This is a genomic window from Microbulbifer maximicatervae (SeqCode), from assembly GCF_052468295.1.
The window spans coordinates 5,219,149-5,241,779 of the sequence record NZ_CP174340.1; the positions used below are offsets into that span (position 1 = coordinate 5,219,149).

Genomic DNA, 22,631 nt, shown 5'->3' on the forward strand with positions numbered 1-22,631 from the left:
CTCCTTTTTAGGGTGAACTACTTTTAGTACTCTGCGAGAGTATATGAAATTGCTGAGAATCTATTGCATAAAATTCAATTTCATCTAAAGGTGCAGCGATAAATGGGGAGGGTTCCGCAGGTTGAAAAAGACTAAGGGGTGTCTGGCCAATAATTTGCCATCCCCCCGGTGTAGCTTGTGGGTAGATGCCTGTTTGTTCTCCACCTATCCCGACAGCGCCTGCGGGAATTCTGGTTCGGGGAGCTTCTTTTCTGGGGCAATATAGCTTTGGGTCAAGTCCGCCAAGGTATAAGAAGCCTGGAGTAAAGCCCAACATATGCACTAAGTAACGTTGTGCGGTATGTCGTTTGATGATTTCCTGTGACGATAATTTGGTATGTTCTGATAATGCCTCAAGGTCTGGAGAAAAGCCTTCTTCGTAGCATACGGGAATACGCACTATGCGTGGTCTACTGGTGAAGGGGGCAGGGTTGTTTAGAAAGTCCTCGGTAGTTTTAGTGAGTAATTGGTATAAGGTTTTGTGATCCCATAGGGAAGGATTGAAAATAACAGTTAAGCACTGGTATGCAGGAATGATATCAATGATACCTGGATGAACTTCATTTAATAGAGCCGCTCTCAAACCGATAATTGTCCGGCTAAGAGCTTTGCATGGTTTGCCGGAAAAGCGGATATCTACTGCACAATCTCCGTTAATGGTAATAGCTAGTGGTATATGGGGGGCAGGGTGTGTCACCGAGCTATACTCACGCCGTTTGCATTGAGATGTTGATTAAGTTGTCTGGCGATAATGGGCGCTTGGGGATTATCGCCGTGGAGGCAGATGGTATCCACAGAGAATTGTAATTTTTCACCATGATAATCGTTAAATTCTAAACCCTTTGCCAAGCAGATAGCTTGCTCTAAGCACTGTTCTGTCTCAGCAATAACAGCGCCCGCCATTGAGCGTGGAGTTAGTTGGTTATTGCTGAGGTACTGCCTGTCCATAAATCCTTCGCGAATAAATGTTTTATTTTGTTTGGCAGCAGCGAACTGCATGGCAGCGTTGGCTAACCCAATAATTTTCAGTGAAGGATATTCTTTGTCGAGTAGGGTAATAATGCTTTTAGCGAGTTCTCTGTTTGACTCTGTATCATTGTAGAGAGCGCCGTGTAGTTTAATATGGTCTAAAGTTGCTCCTAGGCTGCGCGCGATATTTTCTAGTTGGTTTACTTGTGTGCAAAGAGAGTCGAGCAATTTATTTTGAGGAATAACTAGAGATTTGCGGCCAAAATTTTCCCTGTCGGGGTAGCTGGGGTGCGCGCCGATTTTTAAGCTGTTTTTTAGGGCGTTTTCGATTGATCTACCCATGATCTCGGGAGTGCCAGCGTGACCGCCGCAAGCTATATTGCAACGGGAAATAAACGGCATGATTTGGGCGTCCCTGTCACAGCTGTGTAAATCAGCACCTTCACCCAGATCGCAGTTGATATCAATGTTCACTGTGGCATCCTGCCTGTAATATATTTTGAATGGGTTTTAACGCTAAGAATCTGCCTATTAAAGTGGTTAATTGTCAGGGCACTGGCTGACTTCCATTGAAATTTTCTTTGAATTTGACTCATAGCAATTTCCCAGCGGTGAGCAGAAGCAGGCGGAAACCGAAAGTTCCCATCTTTCCGTATTAACTTTTTCCCATAGTTCAGAAGTTGCAGTGCCACGACTTAAAGAATAGAAAGGATACTCAGATTGTGCGGGAATGATAACTTCATTTATTTCTGAAGAGCTTTGAAAGCCTTCATCAAGGGGTGGGTGGTGATTTCTATGGTTTCTATTAAATTTATTTTTCATCATTTTATGCTCCTCCTGACAGCAGGCTTGCAAAAAATCATGGGTGCTTGAGTATTCTACATTTCTATATTTAAAACTAACGGATTTTAGGATGGCTGGGCCAGCTCCAGCATTGTGAAAATTAAAAGTGATCCTATTCTGATTTCTCTTCTCATCATAGTTTCCATGGCTGAACTGGATAACCGGCATTGTCATTATTTTGACTTGTTGATTGGCAGCTCTGGCTTGCAAGTAGGTGGCGTAGAAGGATGCCAGAGAAATCATAATTGCACTTACCGCGATCACTAAATTTAAGCGGTCGCGATTGAATAACTTCATATCTTGTCGCACCTATCTAATTGTTATTTTCAAGTGAGTTGATAAGAAAGGATGCCGATTGATAGTTCAGCATCCTTTCTTGTTCAATCAGTTCAGCATGGTTTTTAGAAAACGTCCGGTATGGGAAATGTCCATTTCCGCAACATCCTCAGGTGTCCCGGTGGCAATAATTTGCCCGCCGCCAGAGCCACCCTCCGGGCCAAGGTCTACAATCCAGTCTGCAGTTTTGATCACGTCCAGGTTGTGTTCGATCACTACGATGGTATTGCCGTGATCGCGTAGGCGATGCAGAACATCCAGCAGTAATTGGATATCGGCAAAGTGCAGGCCGGTAGTCGGTTCGTCGAGGATGTACAGGGTTTGCCCAGTGTCTCGTTTGGATAGCTCGCGGGAGAGTTTTACCCGTTGGGCTTCACCACCTGAGAGAGTGGTGGCAGCCTGGCCCAGCTTGATATATGAGAGGCCGACATCCATTAGGGTTTGCAACTTCTTCGCGATTGCGGGCACAGGGTCAAAGAATTCCCGTGCATCTTCCACGGTCATTTCTAATACTTCGTGGATATTCTTGCCCTTGTAGTGTACCTCCAGGGTCTCGCGGTTGTAGCGCTTGCCGTGGCAGGTATCACAGGGTACATAGACATCCGGCAAAAAGTGCATTTCTACCTTAATCACCCCGTCGCCCTGGCAGGCCTCGCAGCGCCCACCCTTGACGTTAAAGCTGAAGCGTCCAGGTTTATAGCCTCTTGAGCGGGCTTCCTGGGTGCCGGCAAACAAGTCGCGAATTGGGGTAAAAATACCGGTATAAGTTGCTGGGTTTGAGCGAGGAGTGCGCCCGATAGGACTCTGATCAATATCCACGCATTTGTCGAAGTGCTCCAGACCGTGTACTTCTTTATAGGGAGAGGCCTTAAGAGTTGTTGCTTTGTTAAGTGCAGTGGCGGCAAGTGGATAGAGTGTTGTATTAATCAGGGTGGACTTACCAGAGCCCGATACACCGGTTACACAGGTAAATAATCCTACTGGGATCTCCAGATCGACGTCCTGTAAATTATTTCCACTGGCCCCTTCGAGGCGCAACAAATAGTCCGAGTCGGGTACGTAGCGTTCTTCCGGTACGGCAATTTTCTTTTTGCCGGAGAGGTACTGACCGGTTAGGGATTTTTTGCATTTGGCAATTTTATCGGCTGTACCCGCTGCCACGACTTCTCCACCATGGACACCGGCACCGGGGCCAATATCGACAATAAAGTCGGCACTGCGAATGGCATCCTCATCGTGCTCCACCACAATAACCGTGTTGCCGATATCGCGCAGGTGGGTGAGGGTGTTGAGCAGACGCTCGTTGTCTCGCTGGTGTAGGCCGATAGAGGGCTCGTCGAGAATATACATTACGCCCACGAGGCCGGCGCCGATCTGGCTGGCGAGGCGAATGCGCTGCGCTTCGCCGCCGGAGAGGGTTTCTGCACTGCGGTTTAGGGTCAGGTAATTCAGGCCGACATCGACGAGGAAGCGGAATCGATCGCGGAGCTCTTTGAGAATCTTATCGGCAATCTCTTTCTGAGCGCCTTTAAAAGCCAGCTCATGGTCGAAATACTCGAACGCATCGCCTACAGGCAGCTCAGTAATTTGCGCCAGGGTGCGGTTATCCACAAAGACATGACGGGCCTCGCGGCGCAGGCGGGTACCGTGGCACTCTGGGCACTTTTGGGTACTCAGATACTTGGCTAACTCCTCCCGTACCGATTGGGACTCGGTATCCCGATAGCGGCGTTGGAAGTTGGGGATAATGCCCTCGAAGGTGTGCTGGCGCACGGTGACATCGCCGCGATCATTGACGTAGCTGAAGTCTATCTCTTCGTCGCCACTGCCCTGCAGGATAACCTTGCGGTGGGCTTTGCGTAATTTTTTCCAGGGCTTATCCAGATCGAAACCGTAGTGCTCGGCGAGGGAGTCGAGCATGTGGTAATAGTAAATGTTGCGTCTGTCCCAACCGCGAATGGCGCCCTCGGAAATACTGCTTTCCGAATCGATAATTACCTTGTCTTCATCGAAGAACTGTTTGACGCCCAGGCCGTCACAGCTGGGGCAGGCACCCGCGGGGTTGTTGAAGGAGAACAGACGCGGTTCCAGCTCATCCAGTGAGTAATCACAGACGGGGCAGGCGTGGCGGGCAGAGAAGAGGCGATCTTCCTGGTCTCCATCCATAAAACTGATGGAGGCGATACCGTCGGTGAGATTCAGGGCAGTTTCGAAGGACTCCGCCAAACGCAGTTGCAGGTCCTCACGCACCTTAAAGCGGTCTACCACCACCTCAATGGTGTGCTTGCGGCGCTTATCCAGCTTGGGGGTGTCGTCCAGGTCGCAGATAACCCCGTCGATCCGTGCCCGCACAAATCCGTCCCGGCGCAATTGTTCAAATACGTGCTGGTGCTCACCCTTTCGATCGCGAACTACCGGCGCCAGCAACATAATCTTGCTGCCTTCCGGTAAAGCCAGTACCTGATCCACCATCTGGCTGATTGTCTGGGCTTGCAGGGGTTCGTCGTGCTCGGGGCAGCGGGGTTCTCCAACCCGGGCAAATAGCAGCCGCAGGTAGTCATAGATCTCTGTGATGGTGCCCACAGTGGAGCGGGGGTTGTGTGAGGTGGACTTCTGCTCGATTGAAATAGCCGGTGATAGCCCCTCGACGGTATCCACATCCGGCTTTTCCATCATCGACAGGAATTGACGGGCGTAGGTGGAGAGTGATTCCACGTAGCGGCGCTGCCCCTCTGCGTAGAGGGTGTCAAAGGCCAGGGAAGATTTGCCGGAACCGGACAGGCCGGTGATAACGATCAGTTTATCGCGGGGAATGTCCAGATCGATATTCTTCAGGTTGTGGGTGCGAGCACCCCTTACATAAATCGTGTCCACGCTCTACCTATATGCTGCTAATACTGGGCCGGGCCTCGGACTTGCTCCGCGCGGGGCGATCACAACTGCGGTGCCGGAAAAACAGTCAAGTATAAACTCGCCACCTGATGTGCGAAAATTGTCTTTCGCAATACCCGACATTCAGGCAGATAGCATTCGATGATTCCTGTGATTCTCTGTGGTGGCACTGGCTCGCGCCTGTGGCCACTCTCGCGCGAGGCCTACCCCAAACAGTTCTTACCCCTTATCGGTGGTGAAACGATGTTACAGGCAACCGTAAGGCGCCTGGAGGGCATTGAGCCATTACAGGCGCCGATCCTGGTATGCAATGAAGAGCATCGTTTTGCCGCTGCCGAGCAATTGCAGGAAATCGGCCACGGTGCTCAGTCCATCTTGCTGGAGCCCTGCGCGCGCAATACTGCACCGGCTATTGCCCTGGCTGCCCTGGCAGCACTGGAGTCAGGAGCTGACCCTTTGCTGCTGGTATTACCGGCAGACCACGCCGTTTCCGACGAGGCAAACTTTCAAGAGTCTGTAGAGTCGGCTCGAGCTTTGGCAGAGCAGGGACACCTGGTCACTTTTGGCATTGTGCCGACCCGGGCGGAGACCGGCTACGGCTACATTCGGCGCGGGGATAAATTGGCGGAAACTGCTTGGAAAGTGGCGGAGTTCGTCGAAAAGCCGGACACTGAAACCGCTGAATCTTACCTGGTATCCGGGGAATACTCCTGGAACAGTGGCATGTTCCTGTTCCGCGCCTCCCGCTATCTGGAGGAGTTGGAGCGTTACCGTGCAGATATTCTCGCAGCCTGCCGCAGTGCCTATCAGAGTGCTGCTAGAGACCTGGATTTTACCCGGGTGGATAGAGAGGCCTTTGCAGCCTGCGCAGATGAGTCTGTAGATTATGCAGTGATGGAGCCGACTGAATCCGCTGCAGTTGTACCAATGGATGCGGGTTGGAGCGATGTGGGCTCCTGGCAGGGGCTGTGGGAGTTGGCAAAGCGCGATGCCAATGACAATTTGCTTCAGGGTGATGTGTTGCTAGAAGACTCCCAGCGCTGCCTGGTGCGTGGTGAGAGCCGCTTGGTCAGCCTTCTCGGTGTATCCGACCTGGTGGTTGTCGATACTGACGACGCGCTTCTGATCGCAGACCGGCAGCGGGTCCAGGAAGTCAAAAAACTGGTCAGTAACCTCAAGAGCACTGGCCGCAGTGAGGCCCAAAGGCACCGCAAAGTATATAGGCCCTGGGGCTACTACGACTCGATTGATGCGGGTCCACGCTTTCAGGTGAAGCGTATTGTGGTGAAGCCGGGCCAGCAGCTATCCCTGCAGATGCATCACCACCGCGCTGAACACTGGGTTGTGGTGCAGGGTACTGCGAAGGTTACCCGGGGTGAAGAAGAGGTCCTGATCACCGAGAACCAATCGACTTATATCCCCCTGGGGGTGGTCCACCGTTTGGAGAACCCCGGTACGATTCCCTTGGAGCTGATTGAGGTGCAATCCGGCAGTTATCTTGGGGAGGATGACATTGTCCGCCTCGATGATGAGTACGGTCGTAACTAGTTGTGGATAAAAGTTGTGCTGTTTCCCCTACAGCCGGGAGGCGGCTCACTGTACAATGCGCGCCCTATTTGATGCTGTTCCGGGATTTGCATGAATTCCATTGAGCGCCGCGCCCTGGGTGGGCTGGCTTCCCTGTATGTCTTTCGTATGCTGGGCCTGTTTATGGTCTTGCCGGTTCTCACTGTGTACGGCGAGGGCTATCGCGATAGCACGCCCATGCTGCTGGGGCTGGCAATGGGTGCCTATGGCCTGAGTCAGGCGATACTCCAAATTCCTCTTGGGCTCCTGTCCGATCGCTGGGGGCGCAAGCCGGTTATTTATACCGGCCTTGCACTTTTTGCCCTGGGCAGTGTCATCGCTGCGCTGACGGATTCGGTTTATGGCCTTATTGTAGGGCGGGTACTGCAAGGTTGTGGTGCTATTGCCGCTGCTGTGATGGCGCTGGTTGCTGACTTAACCCGCGATGAAAAGCGCGGTATTGCGATGGCGATTATCGGAGCGTCTATTGGCGTCGCATTTATGCTGGCGGTGATCCTGGGGCCGGCGCTGGCCGGTGTGGGCGGCTTGCCAGCAATTTTCTGGGTCACTGCTGGATTAGCACTGCTGGGTGGACTGTTGGTTTGGCGCCTGGTGCCGACGCCAGAGGCGGCTAGGCGGCCGGCCGTTTATGGCAGTGGTTTTCGTACGGTAGTTAAAAGCGGTCTTGTTTGGCGCTTGGTTTCTGGGGCCTTTTTCTCCCACTTGTTGCTCACGGCATTGTTCGTCGCCTTGCCATTAGTGCTAGTCGATAGATTGGATTGGCCGGCGAGCGAACACTGGAAACTGTATGGGCCACTAATGCTCGGCACCTTCCTGGTGATGTTGCCAATGATGAGGGCGGCAGAGAAAAGTGATCGGGTGCCTTTTGCGCTTAATTTTGCTTGTTTAGCTTTGATCGGTGGCAGTGCGGCCTTGTTGTCTGCAAGCACCTGGGTGCTGGTAGTCTTGCTGGCAGTGTTCTTCACCGGTTTCAACCTGCTTGAAGCCCTGTTGCCAGCGCAGCTAACCAGGAAGGCTCCGGCGGAAGCGAGAGGTGCAGCTACGGGGCTCTATGCGACTTTACAGTTCTTCGGCACCTTTGTCGGCGGTAGCCTGGGTGGCCTGCTGTTCGGTCTGGGGGGCGCTTCCGCAGTTGCTGCTCTGGGCTTGGCGGTGCTGCTGCTATGGATGTTGCTGTGGTGGGGTTTGCGCGAGAGAGCGTGAAGGTAGCGCTTACTAACACTGAGCCGCTATTGTATCCTACTGGATAAAAATACAATATTTACCGATGGTGCAATGCAGCACTGACGGTATTTCATAACACTTGATAGATTAATTGATTGTTTAAATAGTTTATTGCCCCGGGTGGAGCCCGGGTTGACGAGAGGAGAGGGCCATGGCCAGGGGTATTAATAAAGTAATTCTGATCGGTAATCTGGGGAATGACCCGGAAACCAAATATATGCCGAGTGGCGGTGCTGTTACCAACATCAGCCTGGCTACCAGTGAGAGCTGGAAAGACAAGCAGACTGGCCAGCAGCAGGAGCGCACTGAGTGGCATCGCGTAGTATTTTTTAACCGCCTGGCTGAGATCGCCGGTGAGTACCTGCGCAAGGGGGCCAAAGTTTATGTAGAGGGCTCTCTACGCACCCGTAAGTGGCAGGATAAGAATTCCGGCCAGGACCGCTACACCACTGAAATCGTTGCCAGCGAAATGCAGATGCTGGACGGTCGCGGTGAGCAGGGCGGCTTTGGTCAGGGTATGGGTGGCGCTGGAATGGGCGCAGCCGCAGGTGGCCAAATGGGTGGCGGCCAGCCGATGGGTGGTTCCAGCGGTTTTGACCAACAGGGCGGCGGTTTCCAGGGTGGCTACCAGCAGCAGGGCGGCCAGGAGGCATACGGGCAGGGGCGTACCGCTCCCTCACCGATGGCACCAGCTAACCAGCAGCCCCAGCAACAGCCGAACCAGGGTCCTGCCGGTGGTTTCGATAATAGCTTTGATGACGATATCCCGTTCTAAGAACTGGATTTACCAGTGTCTGAATTGAATACAGGTTATATGCCGGATACCGTCGCCATTATCACAGCTGGTAATGAGATTGATGGCGCGCTGCAAAAAAGACTGCAGCGCGCAGGCTTTCGCATACAGCAGTTGACCCCCGGGGAAATCGATCAATTGAGACCGGGCTCAATTGTGATTAATGCCTCCGCCTGTGCCGACAATCGAGGCATGCCGGAGTCACTGCTGGTGAGTAAGCGGCTTTGTGCTGCACCCTGTGAACATATTATTCACCTCTCATCCTACCAAGTTTTTTCTGGTGGTGAGCGCCGCCGCTATGACGAGGATGAGCCCGCAGAACCGCAGTCCCCGAGTGGACGCGAATGGCTGGCTTGCGAAGATGCCTTTAATGGGCTGCAAAACCTGACGATTTTGCGTTTTGGCTGGATGGTGGATAGTGGTCAAGATGCCTTGTTAGGGCGTATTTTACGCAACTTTGTGTCTGGGGAGCCTTTAGCCCTAGATGGAAGGAACAGCGGCAACCCAGTAACAGTGGTGGATATGGCTCGTGTCGCAGTGGCGGTTGCCCAGCAGCTCGCTAGCGGGGCCAAGGCAGGAGGCGTTTATCACTACGGTAGTTCTGATAGCTGCACAGCGATGGAGTTTGCCCTGGAGGTGGTCGAGCGCGCCCAGGCTTTTTACGATGAAGAGCGCTTTGCGCAATTTACTTCATTAGGGGATGAGGCTGAGAAGCGAGATCGTAGCATAGTACTTTCATGTGGCAAGCTGCGGGATGTCTTTGGTGTTCAGCAGCGGAGCTGGAGACAGGGACTGACACGCCAGGTTGAGCTGTGGTTGGAGCGCCTGCACGCGACTCCGGAATAGTTTGGTTTCTGTTGCGCAGTCAATAAAAAGGGCGCCGCGAGGCGCCCTTTTTATTTCGATTAGATTTTATCGAAAATCAGGCAGGCATTAGTTCCGCCAAAGCCAAAGCTATTGGACATAGCCCGTTTGACTTCAGTCTCACGCAGCTGGCGGACAAGGTCCATGCCTTCCGCAGCGGGGTCGAGGTTCTCTACATTGGCTGACGCAGCAATAAAGTTATTCTGCATCATCAGCAGGCTGTAAATGGCCTCCTGAACTCCTGCAGCTCCCAGAGAGTGGCCTGTCAGAGATTTGGTAGAGGCGAATGCCGGAACGGTATCCCCGAAGACTTCGCGCATGGCCTTCAATTCGGCGACATCGCCTACAGGCGTAGAGGTGCCGTGGGTATTGATATAATCCACGCTACCCTGCAGGCCTTTGCCGTCCATTCCGGCCAGAGCCTGCTGCATGCAGCGGGTGGCGCCTTCACCGCTTGGGGCAACCATATCGTAACCATCGGAAGTTGCGCCGTAACCGGTCAGCTCCGCATAGATGGTCGCACCGCGAGCCACGGCGTGTTCCATTTCTTCGAGCACCAGACAGCCACCACCACCGGCGATCACAAAGCCATCGCGATCGGCATCGTAGGGGCGTGATGCTTTTGTCGGAGTATCGTTATATTTGCTTGAGAGGGCGCCCATAGCGTCAAACAAGTGAGTCAAACTCCAGGCAAGTTCCTCACCACCGCCAGCAAACACTACATCCTGCTTACCCATCTGGATAAGCTCAGCTCCGTTTCCTATACAGTGGGCACTAGTAGCACAAGCGGAAGAAATACTGTAGTTCACCCCTTTGATCTTGAAGGGAGTGGCTAAGCATGCGGAAACGGTGCTGTTCATTACCTGGGGCACGCGGTAGGCGCCCACACGGCGAACACCTTTTTCCTTCAGAGTATGTGCAGCATCAATAATCTGCTGAGTGGATGTGCCGCCAGAGCCCATCACAATACCCGTGCGCGGATTAGATATCTGCTCCTCCTGCAGGCCCGACATCTCGATTGCCTCACGCATGGCAATGTACGCATAGGCTGCAGCGTCGCCCATAAAGCGAAGTTGCTTGCGATCGATATGCTCTTTGAAATCGATGTCCACAGGCCCAGCCACATGGCTGCGCAGGCCGAGCTCCTTATACTCTTCTTGAAAGCGGATGCCGCTTCGACCAGTTTTCAGTGACTCGGTGACTTCTTTAGTGTTGGTACCGATACAGGAAGTGATACCCATTCCGGTAATGACGACCCGACGCATAGTGATCTCCAGCATAGCTTGTCGGCAGAGGACTGATGGTTTCTACCGGTATTAGTCTTAAACGAGTTTAAAAATTGTCCGTACGGGTAAATAAGCCTACGCGAAGATCCTTTGCTGTGTAAATTTCTCTTCCATCCACAGAGACACTGCCGTCGCCAATACCCATAACAAGCCTGCGCTCAACAATCCGGCTCATCTGAATATGGTAAGTCACCTTCTTGCTGGTGGGGAGAATTTGGCCTGTAAATTTAACTTCCCCACAGCCCAGAGCGCGGCCGCGGCCGGGGTTGCCTTTCCAGGCCAGGAAATAACCCAATAATTGCCACATAGCATCCAGGCCGAGGCAGCCGGGCATTACGGGATCGCCGGGAAAATGGCAGTCGAAGAACCATAAGTCGGGGTGAATGTCGAGCTCAGCGATCAGCTCTCCCTTGCCGAAAGCACCACCTTCCTTGGATATATGGGTGATACGATCGAGCATCAACATATTGGGAGCCGGCAACTGGGCGTTGCCTGGGCCGAACATCTCGCCACGGGAGCAGGTCAGGAGCTCCTCTCTGGTATACTCACTTTTTTGTACAAAATTACTCATCATTTCCCCGTTAGTGGGTGGTTATGCAATTGAGATTGGACACTTTTGCAAGAGCGGGCATTCTAAGGGGTCTGTGTCGCTTGTCCAGTCGGTCAAGGCGGTTTTTGTGACTGGCGTGAGAATTGTCTTCACAAATATCACCTGCGAAGCGCATTAAGTCCTGAGCATATTCGTATAGTTTTGGTGTTTATCCTCGGGAAATTCATATTTCGGGCTGAGTTTAATGTTATCGAGTGTAAGTGCTCGCATCGCGAGGCTATGATAAGTTGCCTGCCCTGCGCCGGGGGTGCGCTGTTTTAAATTGATTGGGGGAGCAGAATGCTCAAGAAATGCCTATTTCCTGTAGCCGGTTACGGCACTCGTTTTCTTCCTGCCACTAAGGCAATGCCGAAAGAAATGCTGCCGTTGGTGAACAAACCTCTGGTGCAGTACGGAGTTGAGGAGGCTATAGAGGCAGGTTTAACTGAGATCGGTTTCGTCACAGGGCGTGGCAAGCGTGCAATTGAGGATCACTTTGATACCAACTTTGAACTAGAGCACCAGATCGCCGGTACCGGTAAAGAAAGTTATCTCGACTCAGTGCGTAAAGTAATCGACAGGGCGAGCTTTTCATATACGCGTCAGGGTGAAATGAGAGGCTTGGGTGATGCCATTTTGCAAGGGCATCGCCTGGTTGGTGACGAACCCTTTGCCGTTGTTTTGGCCGATGACCTGTGTCTGAATAAAGACATGGGGGTGTTAGGGCAAATGGTTCAGCTGTATAAGCAGTTCCGCTGCAGTATTGTTGCTGTGGAAGAAGTGCCGAAAGATCAGATCCATAAGTTTGGTGTCATTGCTGGCAACGAAATTAAGCCTGGATTGTATCAAGTCACTGACATGGTCGAGAAGCCCGCAGCTGAAGATGCGCCTAGTAATATGGCGATTATTGGTCGATATATCCTAACACCAGATATCTTTGACCTTATCCGTGACACTCCGCCAGGCAAAAATGGTGAGGTTCAAATTACCGATGCGTTGATGGCGCAGGCTCAACAGGGCTGTGTATTGGCCTATGCCTTTAAGGGCCGCCGATACGACTGTGGTTCTGTAGAGGGCTTTATCGATGCAACCAACCACGTTTACGAAAATGTCTATTTGCCAGAGCAGGCTGCTAAGGAGAAGGCTAAGTGAGTGAGCTGACTTGCTTTAAGGCTTATGACCTTCGCGGCCGTGTACCCGATGAACTTAATACCGATGTTGCATATCGAGTGGGGCGTGCCTTTGCCCAGTTCCTGAATGCCCGTCGAGTAGTTGTTGGGCATGATATTCGGCTTACCAGTGGCGAGCTGACAGATGCGCTGGTCAATGGATTGCGAGATGCGGGTGCCGATGTTTTCCATATCGGCGAGTGCGGTACAGAAGAGGTCTACTTTGCCAATTTCCACGGGGACTTTGACGGCGGTATTTGTGTTACTGCTAGTCACAATCCTATGGACTACAACGGCATGAAGTTTGTACGTGCAGGCAGTAGTCCAATCAGTGGTGATACCGGTCTACTGGATATCAAGCGCTTGGCAGAAGAAAACAACTTTGCTCCGGTTGAGCAAAGAGGCACTTTGCAGCGCTTTGAACACCGCGCTGATTTTGTGCAGCACTTATTGGGGTATATCGATAATACTGCATTGAAACCATTAAAATTGGTAGTTAATGCCGGTAATGGTGGTGCGGGGGAGGTTGTTGATGTGCTGGCTCCACACCTGCCATTTGAGTTTGTGCGAGTTCACCACGAGCCCGACGGCAACTTTCCCAACGGTATTCCCAACCCAATTTTGCCAGAAAACCGCAATTCTACTGCCGAGGCAGTGCGGGCAAGCGGTGCTGATTTTGGTATAGCCTGGGATGGTGATTTTGATCGCTGCTTTTTCTTCGATGAAAGTGGTGATTTTATTGAAGGTTACTATGTTGTTGGCTTGCTGGCAGAAGCTTTCCTGGCAAAAAACAACGGTGCCAAAGTTGTTCATGATCCACGCCTGCTCTGGAATACCGAGGATATTGTCCGCGCTGCTGGTGGAGAGCCGGTACAGAGTAAAACCGGTCATGCCTTTATTAAAGAGCGCATGCGCAAGGAAGATGCCATTTATGGCGGTGAAATGAGTGCGCATCATTATTTCCGGGATTTTGCCTACTGCGATAGCGGTATGATTCCATGGTTATTGGTTGCTGAGTTGGTAAGTCGCAGTGGTAAATCGCTGTCACAGCTTGTTGGTGAGCGCATGGCTGCTTTCCCCTGTTCGGGAGAGATCAACTCTAAGGTTCAGGATGCTGCAGCACTGTTAAAGGCGGCAGAGGAAAAGTATGGACCTGCAGCTGACAGCGTTGAGCACGTGGATGGGTTGAGTATCGCTTACCCCGAGTGGCGTTTTAATTTGCGTATGTCAAATACTGAACCGGTTGTTCGCTTGAATGTTGAATCCCGAGGAAGTGAGGAGTTAATGCGGGAGAAAACAGAGGAGCTGCTTAAGCTTATCGGTTAATACTCGTTTTTTAATATTAAAAAGCCCCGCAACTGCGGGGCTTTTTGGTTTGGGGTGCTAAAAGTTATTTATCTGGTTTTATGGAAGAAATTATAAGAGTCGGGTGACAGCTTGGATGGGGCCTTTGGGGGTCTTTACGTGTTGAGCGAAGATTTGCCACTGGTTCTTAACCCGTACTCCAATAACATAGGCGTAGTCTGTGTAGATGTGATGGTGGGGCTTTAGCGTTGAGCGCCCAAGGGATTTTGTGACGTTACCTAAAAACCTGAACTTTCCCCGGTTGATAATTTCGTTGTGTGTGGCCTTGCCATTGAGTCCCTGCTTTTTCCTTGGGCGAACATGAGCAACGGCCGGCATATTCGCATTGCGCCCGCCAATACAGAAACAGCAGTCACTGAGTTGCCCGGTAATCATAATGTCGGCACCGCTGCGCATTTGGTAGGGTTCAAGGCGATCTAGGGCAAGGTCTTCATCCCAATCGATCATACGAATATGGTGGACCTTGATTGTTTGCGGATCTTCGATAAAGACCCCTTGGCGGTGGAAAGCAAAAATTTCATTGGGGCTATCGATACCAGGTGCGCCCATGCCCATGGTGTAGGTCCCGAATTGATAATCCATGACTCCAGTATCTTTTGTACCGGTAATCCTCACCAGGTTATTTTTTAAGAACATTTCCGGGTAATTTCTAAGCTGATAAAGCGCAGTAGAGCTTCTCATGTGCTGATCTCTCCATACCAATTATATTCTTCTCGTTATTTTTGCCCCTGAGGAATTGGTGTTGGCGCTTGAAATAACAAGAGGAACAATCGTACCCAATGTTGGAGGGGTAGCGGGAAATAGAGACGAATAAAGCTTGGAGGTTGGTCAGGTTTGGTAGCTGCTCGAGGGGGGGAGCTGCGTTGTTTCGCATTGTGCTTAAGGTAGCGGCGCTGCCCGTGCTATCGATATAGCCCGAGCAGCATTTACTTCTAGACGTTTCTCTCTATAGCAAAACTCGCCAATTGCTGCAGGGCGGTTTTTTGTTCGCTCTCGGGCATAAAGGCCAATTGCTTTTTGGCGTCTTCTACAGCGGCCCGGGCACGATCCATGGTGTAGTCCAGAGCACCGCAGGCTTCAATGGCCTCTACTATTTCACTGAGCTTTTCCGCACTGCGCTGTTCAATTGCAGTTTTTACCAGCAGTGCCTGGTCCTTGCTGCCGTTGGCCATGGTGTAGATCAAGGGCAGGGTCGGTTTGCCCTCAGCCAGGTCATCCCCAACATTTTTACCCAGTTCTTCCGAATTACCGCGATAATCGAGAGCGTCATCAACCAGCTGGAAGGCGAGTCCGAGGTGTCGGCCGTAGAGTTTCAGTGCAGTTTGTTCTTCACTTGAGCAGTTGGCTAATACGGCCGCAGTTTCACAGGCGGCTTCAAACAGTGCGCCGGTCTTTTTGTGGATAACGGTGAAGTAATTCTCTTCGCTTACTGCGGGATCACCGGCGTTGACCAGCTGCTGTACTTCACCCTCTGCGATGGTGTTGGTGGTTTCTGAGAGAATTGCCATGATGCTCATGTCTTCCAGGGCAACCATCATCTGGAAGGCGCGGGAATAGAGGAAATCTCCCACGAGTACGCTGGGCGCATTGCCCCACTTGGCATTGGCGGTAAGGCGGCCGCGGCGCATATCAGAGGTGTCTACGACGTCGTCGTGCAGTAAGGTAGCAGTGTGAATAAACTCGATAATTGTGGCGAGATCGATATGGTTCTCACCCTGATAGTCGCAAGCTTTGGCGCAAAGCAGTACCAGTAGTGGGCGCAGGCGCTTCCCCCCGGCTTCGACCAGATAGTGACCTATATTTTCCACCAGGGGAACGTCCGAGTGCAGTTGATCGAGAATGCGCTGGTTAACCGCAGCAAAGTCTTCGGCGGCGACCCGGTGAAAAGGCAGCATGTGAGAGTTCCTTATACGACTAGACAGAGGCCTCCCGGGGGCCGGAAGGCGAAGGGGCGCTATTGTATCAACCCGGCGAATTGATTAGAATCTGCGCCCCGCCAATTGCGGGCTCTTTGCGGCTATTGGGTCGTCTGCGGGCCTTTTGGCGAATAGATGTTAAACACACGGCGCAAGCTCCCGAAATGCGGAGCAGTGACTTACTGGTCCTCCCGCTGCTTCGTGTCGTCCATACCGGAGCATAGAAATATGTACGCTGTTTTTGAGAGCGGTGGCAAGCAACACCGTGTAGAGGAAGGCGAAGTTCTTCGCCTGGAGAAGCTGGAAGTAGCAACTGGCGAATCCATTGATTTTGATAAAGTGTTCATGGTTGTCGATGGCGACAAGATCAGCATTGGCGCTCCTATTGTAGATGGCGCTAAAGTAACTGCTGAAGTGGTAAGCCACGGCCGCGGCGAGAAGGTGAAAATCATCAAGTTCCGTCGTCGTAAGCACTCCATGAAGCGCCAGGGCCACCGTCAGTGGTACACCGAAGTTAAAATCACTGGCATCAAGGCATAAGAGAGGAGTAACGACTCATGGCACATAAGAAAGCTGGCGGTAGTACGCGAAATGGTCGCGATTCCGAGAGTAAACGCCTGGGCGTGAAGCGCTTTGGCGGCCAGTCTGTAGCAGCAGGCAACATCATCGTTCGTCAGCGTGGCACCAAGTTCCACGCCGGTGTTAACGTTGGTATGGGCAAAGACCACACCCTGTTCGCCACTGCGGACGGCGTTGTGAAGTTTGAAGTTAAGGGCCCCAACAACCGCAAGTTCGTTTCTATCGAAACTGCTTAAGCGGTCATTAGCCCAAGCTTCATAAAAAGCCCCGCTATTGCGGGGCTTTTTTGTTGGAAAAGTCGCAAAAAGGCCGCGACGGGAAGTTAGGGTGGCAGTTGCCCACAGGAGGCGGCTTGTCGGCTGGTATGATGATAGTGCGCGCATCTGCGCACCGGATGAGACAACCGCTGTGGCGGTGGAGTGATTATGAAGTTTGTCGATGAGGCGCCCATCTCTGTGCAGGCAGGCAAGGGCGGCAATGGCTGCCTGAGCTTTCGCCGGGAAAAATTTGTTGAGAAGGGTGGCCCGGATGGCGGTGACGGCGGCGATGGCGGCTCCGTGTACCTGGAAGCTGATGATTCCCTGAACACCCTGGTGGATTATCGCTACCAGCCCCGCTACGCCGCTGAGAGTGGTCAGCCGGGTCGAGGGCGCAACTGTACTGGCGCCAAGGGTGAGGACCTGGTCCTTAAGGTGCCGGTGGGCACCACGATCATTGATGTGGATACTGGCGAGACTATCGGCGATATGACCGAAGCCGGTGAGCGTCAGCTGGTGGCCCAGGGGGGCTTCCACGGCCTGGGTAATACCCGCTTCAAGTCCAGTACTAACCGTGCGCCGCGTCAGACCACACACGGCACTGAGGGTGAGATGCGCAGTCTCAAGCTCGAGCTGAAGGTTCTGGCAGATGTGGGCATGTTAGGACTGCCTAATGCGGGTAAATCCACGTTTATTCGCGCCGTCTCTGCGGCCAAACCGAAAGTGGCCAACTACCCCTTTACTACCCTGGTGCCAAATTTGGGGGTGGTGCAGGTTCAGAAGCATCGCAGCTTTGTGATTGCAGATATTCCCGGCCTGATTGAAGGTGCAGCCGAAGGGGCGGGCCTGGGGATTCGCTTCCTCAAGCACTTAACCCGCTGTCGTGTTTTGTTGCACCTGGTTGACCTGGCTCCCTTTGATGGCTCTGATCCGGTAGAGAATGCCCGAGCCATTGAGCGCGAGTTGTCCACCTTTAGCCCGACACTGGCAGGGCGTGAGCGCTGGCTAGTATTGAACAAGACCGACCTGGTTCCCGCTGCGGAGCTGGAAGAGCGCTGCCAGGCGGTAGTGGATGCTCTGGGCTGGGAAGGGCCTGTGTTCCGTGTGGCAGCTATTCGCAAAGAGGGTACCGATGCCCTCGGTGGTCGCTTGATGGACTACCTGGAAGAGCGCCAGGAAATCGAAGAGCGAGATCCCGACTTGGCTGTGGCGGAGCTGGAAGCGCAGCGTCAAATGCAGCGCGAAGCTCGCGAGCGAATTGAAGAGTTGAGAGAGAGTCATCGCGCCAAGCGCAAAGCTGCCAAGGGGCAGGTGGATGACGATGAGGATTGGGATGATGACGACGACCACGATGTGGATGTCGAGTATCGCTCTTAAATGGCATGGAGCGAGCTGAGTTAGCTTGGCTCGCTCAATAGTTATCTTGTCCTGAGGGGGAAACATGGACTCCGCAACAGTGTCCCGGCAGGCGTTGACCAAGGCCCAGCGGTGGGTGGTAAAAATTGGTAGCGCCCTTCTGACAGATAATGGTCGAGGTGTGAATACCGCTGCTATTTCTGCTTGGGTTGCGCAGATGGCTGATTTGCGCCGTCGAGGGATCGAAGTGGTTCTGGTTTCATCCGGTGCTGTTGCGGCCGGAATGGATCGGTTGGGCTGGTGTCGCCGGCCCGAGTCTATCCACCAGTTACAGGCGGCTGCCGCTGTGGGGCAGAGCCACCTTGTGCAGGTGTATGAGCAGGCTTTTGGGTGTTTTGATATTCGCAGCGCTCAGATCCTGTTGGATCACGATGACCTTTCCAATCGCACTCGCTACCTGAATGCTCGCAGCACCTTGCGCACGCTCCTGTCACTGGGGGCTGTGCCTATCGTGAATGAAAATGACACGGTAGTGACTGACGAAATACGTTTCGGCGACAACGATACCCTGGCGGCCCTGGTTGCAAATCTGGTTGAGGCAGATGCGCTGCTGATTTTGACCGATGCGGATGGGCTGTTTACTGAAGACCCCCGCGATAACCCCGAAGCAGAATTAATTAGCGAGGCATCTGCACTTGATCCCAAGCTGCTGGAGATGGCGGGGGATTCCCGCAGCGGTCTGGGTCGTGGTGGTATGACCACCAAGGTGCGCGCAGCGCAGTTGGCAGCGCGCTCAGGAGCTCGCACAGTGATCGCTGGCGGGGCCTTGGAGGCGGTGATAGATAAAGTCTGTGCCGGCGAGCAGCTGGGTACCCTGTTGCTGCCAGAGGCAGATCCCCTGGCGGCGCGTAAGCGCTGGCTCGCTGGACAGTTACAGGTGCGCGGAACCCTGTTAGTGGATGCCGGTGCCGAAGTGGCTATGACTGGGAGCGGTAGCAGCCTGTTGCCGGTGGGGGTTACCGCCGTTGAAGGGCATTTCAGGCGGGGGGATCTGGTGTCTTGCAGGAATGCTGAAGGTCGCGAGATAGCGCGGGGCCTGGTCAATTATGACAGTAGTGAGAGCGGTCGGATTCTGGGGCAGTCATCGGAGAAGTTTGCCGACCTTTTAGGGTATCGGGATGACGATGAATTGATTCACCGCGATAACCTGATCCTGCTCTGAATTGGCAAGTTCCGAATACAAAAAAGCCCCGCAATGCGGGGCTTTTTTGTGTCTGCTGCCTAAGGGATTAGGCGGCCAGAGCTTTGATCTGAGCGTTCAGACGGCTCTTATGACGAGCGGCTTTATTCTTGTGAATAATGCCTTTGTCTGCCATACGGTCAATAACGGGAACTGCTTCTGCGTACGCAGTTTTTGCTTTTTCCGCATCGCCGGCATCGATGGCCGCAACTACCTTCTTGATGTAGGTGCGCACCATGGAGCGCAGACTGGCGTTGTGCATGCGGCGCTTGTCGTTCTGGCGCGCGCGTTTCTTCGCTTGAGGTGAGTTGGCCACCGGTTGCTCCTGTCTGGAATCTATAAATCTGTAACTAACAGGCCCTGGGGCCCGATCGGGACGCGACATTATCCCCACAGTTGGTTGTTTGTCAACCATAGCGGGCGTCTCGGTGCAGATATGTTGTCAATCCACAACGGCGGTTACCCGGTCGGCAACTCCAGGCTGAACTCTACACCGCTGCCGTCGCTGCGGTTTCGGGCTTTTAAGGAGCCACCGTGGAAGTCTGCGATCAGTTTGGCGATATGCAGTCCCAGCCCCAGGTGGCCGGCATTATCGCCCTGGTTGCGCACAGAAACGAGAGAGTCGAACAGCTTGTGAGCGTAACCTTCCGGGAGCAGTGGGCCGTCATTGCCCACTGTGATCAAGTAGGTACCTCTGTTTGTTGCCACTGACAGGCAAATTTCACTGCCTTCGGGAGCGAAGCTACATGCGTTATCCACCAGCTTGTCCAGCAGTTGAGCCAATAACTCCGGTGCGCCGTGGCAGGCTAGCTCCCCAGTGGGTTTGTTTAGAGTAAATCGGTGTTCGCTGTGAGCATCGCCATAGCACTGTGTCATGACTTCAAGCAGGTCTGCCAGGTCGAAAGGCTCCCGCTCCGCTTGGTGGATGCTGGTTTCAAGATTGCTGGCTGCGGAGAGACTGTTGAGAATCCCCGACAGCCTTGCACTGCCATCCATAGCCCGCCCTGCATAGCGGCGGCTGTGGTCGTCGAGTTCTCCGGCGGCGAGGTTATCCAGGGATGAGCGAACCACTGCCAGCGGTGTGCGTAGCTCGTGTGACAACTTACTGGCGAGAGTGCGCAGGTACTGGTGATATTGGTCCAGTTCTGCGAGCAGGCTGGCGAAGGCCCGGTTTAGGTCTCCCAGTTCATCGCCAGCCTTTGAATGGGGAAAGTTGCCGCGCAGTTTGCCGCTGGAATCTACTGCGTTGCGGGCAGCCTGGTGTAGTTTGCGCACGCGCCAGGAAAGCCAGCTGGCGTAGCCCAAGAGGAAGAGCAGGGCGGTTGCGGCCGCGGCGCAGCTGATCAACCACAACCGGTGGGCTGCCCCCTCGGTGACTGATTGCATCGCTTCGCCAGATTGCAGGACGAGTACCTGCCCCAGAAGTGGCCGTTCAACCACTTCGTCGACCCGGGTGATAACGGGCACACTCACCGCACCAATTCGGGATTGCAGCGGCCCTGAAAACCATTGCTCCTGGGTGCCACGGCTGTCAGGCGTCGGAAGAGGCAAGCTATTTTCCGGCAGCTGTGGCAAATCCCCCCTGGAAAGCAATTTGCGATAAGCCCAGTCTCTCAGCCACGAATCGCTCTCGGAATCTGTAAGGTGTAGTTGTCCGTTGCTGGCAAGAAGAAACCCCTCGCTGTCCACTACCGCGAGGCGCAGTCCAGGGCGCGCAAAGTGGTCGAGTTCTCTTTGAAGGTCTGGCAGAGGGCTTACCAAGCGTCCTGGGTGACCATCTGCCGGAAGTGTGCTGGCGCTGCGAGTCGGTGAGGAGCCACTGCTGTTTGCCCTGTCGTGAATACGGATAGCGAGGGCTCCACCGGTTAGGGCTTGTGGCAGAGCCAGCTCCAATTGGTAACCGGCACCAGAAGTAGTCCATCGGCCCCTGAAACGCAGCTCGCGCTCGTAGCGGCCCTCTCTAGGGTTGTGCCACAAGGCGCTGGCGGCCCCTTGGCTGGCGACGGGCAGGATGTAGTGCCGGTCAGCGGTAAATAGCTCTACGGTGTCGCCTCCAGCGATTAGGCCTGTGCGGGGGTCCCGATAGGCGGGGGTTGAGTCTGAAACAGTGAGAAGCAGGTAGATTTGCTTATCCAGTTGCCCCAGCGTCACCTGGGCCATAGGGGATAGCTGCCCGTCCTCAAGGGCTCTGGGCTCCAGTTGCTGCGCTCGCCACTCATCGCCATAGCCGTCGACTCTCGGAGCTTGAGATAGGGGATTCAGGTAGAGCTGAGCCCCTGGTGGGCGTGAAAGGCGCTGAGGATCTGGAGCGATAAGCTGGGGGGCGCTGGCCAAGCGCGCAGCAATTGCCGCCGCAGTTGCCTCGATTGCCTGGATCTGGCCTTGTGCTAGGGCGGCGTCCACCTGGCGGAGGTACTGGCAGCCGGCCCAGGGCAGGGTGAGTGCGACAAGGCTGACGAGCAAGAGTTGGCGGCGTAGGTTCATACTTAAATTTTTGAAATTGTTCGCCCGATGGCGGTTTACAGCTGCCAGCGATACCCCATGCCGTAGGCGGTTCCTATGGCATTAAACTCGGTGTCCAGCGCCTGGAACTTGCGCCTGATTCTTTTGACGTGAGAGGTGATGGTGTTGTCATCCAGCACTACGCGGGCCGCTTCCATAAGTTGGCTGCGGGATTTAACGTGACCGGGCCTTTTTGCCAGGGCGTGGACAATCCAGAATTCGGTCACGGTTAAGTCCACGGGTTGCTCATCCCAGTGGCAATGGAGCCTGGAAATATCCAGCCATAGCTTTCCCTGAGTTAAGCTCTCGCCTTCATCGTTTTGATCTCGCAGCACGCTAACGCGGCGCAGTAGGGCGTTAATTCGCGCCTGCATATGGGGTAGGGAGATATCCTTGGTGAGGTAATCATCAGCCCCCAGGCGCAGTCCGGAAATAATATCCAGCTCTGAGTCCCTGGCGGTGAGAAATAATATTGGCAGGCTCGGCGCCATAGCGCGCAATTCCCGGCAGAGCTCAAAACCGCCCTCCACCTCGCTGCCCAGGCCAACATCGATCACGGCCAGGTCTGGCAGCCGCTGGCGAAAAGCATCCATGGCCTCAATCCTGGCGCTGTATAAATCGACCCGGTAACCGTGGCGGCGCAGAGCATCGCGGTAGTTTTCTGCGATAGCGCGTTCATCTTCGACAATGGCGATGGTTGCACTCATGACAAATCCCGACTTAATTCCTTTCTGGCGGAGAATCATGCACGAAGTTGCAGGGGTTAGGCAAAAAGGCGGGCGCAAGGCGCCCGCAAATACAACAGGGTTTCTATCAGCTTGGAGT

The 22,631-nt window shown here is 53.7% G+C and carries 21 protein-coding genes; 10 read left to right on the forward strand and 11 right to left on the reverse strand.

The genetic code is table 11. The annotated features are described in order from the left end of the window. Positions 1-7: 7 nt before the first annotated feature. The 4 genes from pxpB to uvrA form a co-directional block, all read right to left on the reverse strand. Positions 8-736 (reverse strand): 5-oxoprolinase subunit PxpB, encoded by a 729-nt coding sequence (gene pxpB / locus ACJJIQ_RS23110; RefSeq protein ID WP_445363125.1) that lies wholly within the window; start codon positions 734-736, stop codon positions 8-10. Continuing rightward, a complete protein-coding gene (pxpA, locus tag ACJJIQ_RS23115) occupies positions 733-1,482 on the reverse strand; it encodes a 5-oxoprolinase subunit PxpA (protein ID WP_444918922.1) in 750 nt (249 codons plus the stop codon). Before pxpA ends, pxpB begins: the two co-directional genes overlap by 4 nt. 66 nt (positions 1,483-1,548) lie before the next feature. Then, positions 1,549-2,148, reverse strand: a complete 600-nt coding sequence (locus ACJJIQ_RS23120) for a hypothetical protein (protein ID WP_444940089.1) — start codon at positions 2,146-2,148, stop codon at positions 1,549-1,551. Positions 2,149-2,235: 87 nt separating this feature from the next. Continuing rightward, complete coding sequence (gene uvrA, locus ACJJIQ_RS23125) at positions 2,236-5,061, reverse strand: excinuclease ABC subunit UvrA (RefSeq protein ID WP_444918924.1); 2,826 nt, start codon at positions 5,059-5,061, stop codon at positions 2,236-2,238. A gap of 159 nt (positions 5,062-5,220) precedes the next feature. On the opposite strand from uvrA, the gene ACJJIQ_RS23130 reads away from it, so the two are divergent. The 4 genes from ACJJIQ_RS23130 to ACJJIQ_RS23145 all read left to right on the forward strand — a co-directional run bounded on the left by ACJJIQ_RS23130 (position 5,221) and on the right by ACJJIQ_RS23145 (position 9,529). Next, the gene (locus ACJJIQ_RS23130) at positions 5,221-6,627 is read left to right on the forward strand and encodes a mannose-1-phosphate guanylyltransferase/mannose-6-phosphate isomerase (RefSeq protein WP_445363126.1); all 1,407 of its coding nucleotides are present in this window, start codon (positions 5,221-5,223) and stop codon (positions 6,625-6,627) included. Between the two features lie 90 nt (positions 6,628-6,717). Further along, on the forward strand, positions 6,718-7,869 hold the full coding sequence (locus tag ACJJIQ_RS23135) for an MFS transporter (protein ID WP_444934820.1): 1,152 nt from the start codon (positions 6,718-6,720) through the stop codon (positions 7,867-7,869). Between the two features lie 172 nt (positions 7,870-8,041). Beyond that, positions 8,042-8,665: a single-stranded DNA-binding protein gene (gene ssb / locus ACJJIQ_RS23140; protein ID WP_282934376.1), complete on the forward strand. Its 624-nt coding sequence runs from the start codon at positions 8,042-8,044 to the stop codon at positions 8,663-8,665. 15 nt (positions 8,666-8,680) lie between these two features. Next, complete coding sequence (locus ACJJIQ_RS23145) at positions 8,681-9,529, forward strand: sugar nucleotide-binding protein (protein ID WP_445363127.1); 849 nt, start codon at positions 8,681-8,683, stop codon at positions 9,527-9,529. 59 nt (positions 9,530-9,588) lie between these two features. Here ACJJIQ_RS23145 and fabB read toward each other — a convergent pair whose 3' ends face one another. Together fabB and fabA are read right to left on the reverse strand one after the other, a co-directional pair. Continuing rightward, the gene (fabB, locus tag ACJJIQ_RS23150; RefSeq protein ID WP_413664294.1) at positions 9,589-10,812 is read right to left on the reverse strand and encodes a beta-ketoacyl-ACP synthase I; all 1,224 of its coding nucleotides are present in this window, start codon (positions 10,810-10,812) and stop codon (positions 9,589-9,591) included. A gap of 67 nt (positions 10,813-10,879) precedes the next feature. Further along, positions 10,880-11,404, reverse strand: coding sequence for a 3-hydroxyacyl-[acyl-carrier-protein] dehydratase FabA (fabA, locus tag ACJJIQ_RS23155; protein WP_108731685.1), 525 nt, complete (start codon positions 11,402-11,404; stop codon positions 10,880-10,882). Positions 11,405-11,722: 318 nt separating this feature from the next. Between fabA and galU the strand changes: the two genes are divergently transcribed. Continuing rightward, entirely contained in the window at positions 11,723-12,574 is an 852-nt protein-coding gene (galU, locus tag ACJJIQ_RS23160) for a UTP--glucose-1-phosphate uridylyltransferase GalU (RefSeq protein WP_445363128.1), read from the forward strand. Continuing rightward, positions 12,571-13,917 carry a phosphohexomutase domain-containing protein gene (locus tag ACJJIQ_RS23165; protein ID WP_445363129.1) on the forward strand — a complete coding sequence of 449 codons (1,347 nt, stop codon included), beginning with the start codon at positions 12,571-12,573 and terminating at the stop codon, positions 13,915-13,917. The genes galU and ACJJIQ_RS23165 overlap by 4 nt, the downstream gene beginning before the upstream one ends. A gap of 90 nt (positions 13,918-14,007) precedes the next feature. On the opposite strand, the gene ACJJIQ_RS23170 is transcribed toward ACJJIQ_RS23165, so the two are convergent. Together ACJJIQ_RS23170 and ispB are read right to left on the reverse strand one after the other, a co-directional pair. Next, positions 14,008-14,637: a hypothetical protein gene (locus tag ACJJIQ_RS23170; RefSeq protein ID WP_445360580.1), complete on the reverse strand. Its 630-nt coding sequence runs from the start codon at positions 14,635-14,637 to the stop codon at positions 14,008-14,010. 251 nt (positions 14,638-14,888) lie between these two features. Continuing rightward, on the reverse strand, positions 14,889-15,851 hold the full coding sequence (gene ispB, locus ACJJIQ_RS23175; RefSeq protein WP_445363130.1) for an octaprenyl diphosphate synthase: 963 nt from the start codon (positions 15,849-15,851) through the stop codon (positions 14,889-14,891). A gap of 249 nt (positions 15,852-16,100) precedes the next feature. Here ispB and rplU point away from each other — a divergent pair, with 249 nt between their 5' ends. The 4 genes from rplU to proB all read left to right on the forward strand — a co-directional run bounded on the left by rplU (position 16,101) and on the right by proB (position 19,286). Continuing rightward, the gene (rplU, locus tag ACJJIQ_RS23180) at positions 16,101-16,412 is read left to right on the forward strand and encodes a 50S ribosomal protein L21 (protein WP_444936710.1); all 312 of its coding nucleotides are present in this window, start codon (positions 16,101-16,103) and stop codon (positions 16,410-16,412) included. 17 nt (positions 16,413-16,429) lie between these two features. Beyond that, positions 16,430-16,687, forward strand: coding sequence for a 50S ribosomal protein L27 (rpmA, locus tag ACJJIQ_RS23185; protein ID WP_073277572.1), 258 nt, complete (start codon positions 16,430-16,432; stop codon positions 16,685-16,687). Positions 16,688-16,876: 189 nt separating this feature from the next. Beyond that, a complete protein-coding gene (cgtA, locus tag ACJJIQ_RS23190) occupies positions 16,877-18,085 on the forward strand; it encodes an Obg family GTPase CgtA (protein WP_445363131.1) in 1,209 nt (402 codons plus the stop codon). A 64-nt stretch (positions 18,086-18,149) separates the two neighbouring features. Further along, positions 18,150-19,286, forward strand: a complete 1,137-nt coding sequence (proB, locus tag ACJJIQ_RS23195; RefSeq protein ID WP_445363132.1) for a glutamate 5-kinase — start codon at positions 18,150-18,152, stop codon at positions 19,284-19,286. A gap of 67 nt (positions 19,287-19,353) precedes the next feature. Here the strand turns inward: proB and rpsT are convergent, their stop codons facing one another. The 3 genes from rpsT to pdsR all read right to left on the reverse strand — a co-directional run bounded on the left by rpsT (position 19,354) and on the right by pdsR (position 22,513). Further along, complete coding sequence (gene rpsT, locus ACJJIQ_RS23200) at positions 19,354-19,620, reverse strand: 30S ribosomal protein S20 (protein ID WP_108731693.1); 267 nt, start codon at positions 19,618-19,620, stop codon at positions 19,354-19,356. Between the two features lie 143 nt (positions 19,621-19,763). Then, positions 19,764-21,788 carry an ATP-binding protein gene (locus ACJJIQ_RS23205; RefSeq protein WP_445363133.1) on the reverse strand — a complete coding sequence of 675 codons (2,025 nt, stop codon included), beginning with the start codon at positions 21,786-21,788 and terminating at the stop codon, positions 19,764-19,766. A gap of 35 nt (positions 21,789-21,823) precedes the next feature. Then, entirely contained in the window at positions 21,824-22,513 is a 690-nt protein-coding gene (gene pdsR, locus ACJJIQ_RS23210; RefSeq protein WP_108735148.1) for a proteobacterial dedicated sortase system response regulator, read from the reverse strand. Positions 22,514-22,631 lie beyond the last annotated feature (118 nt).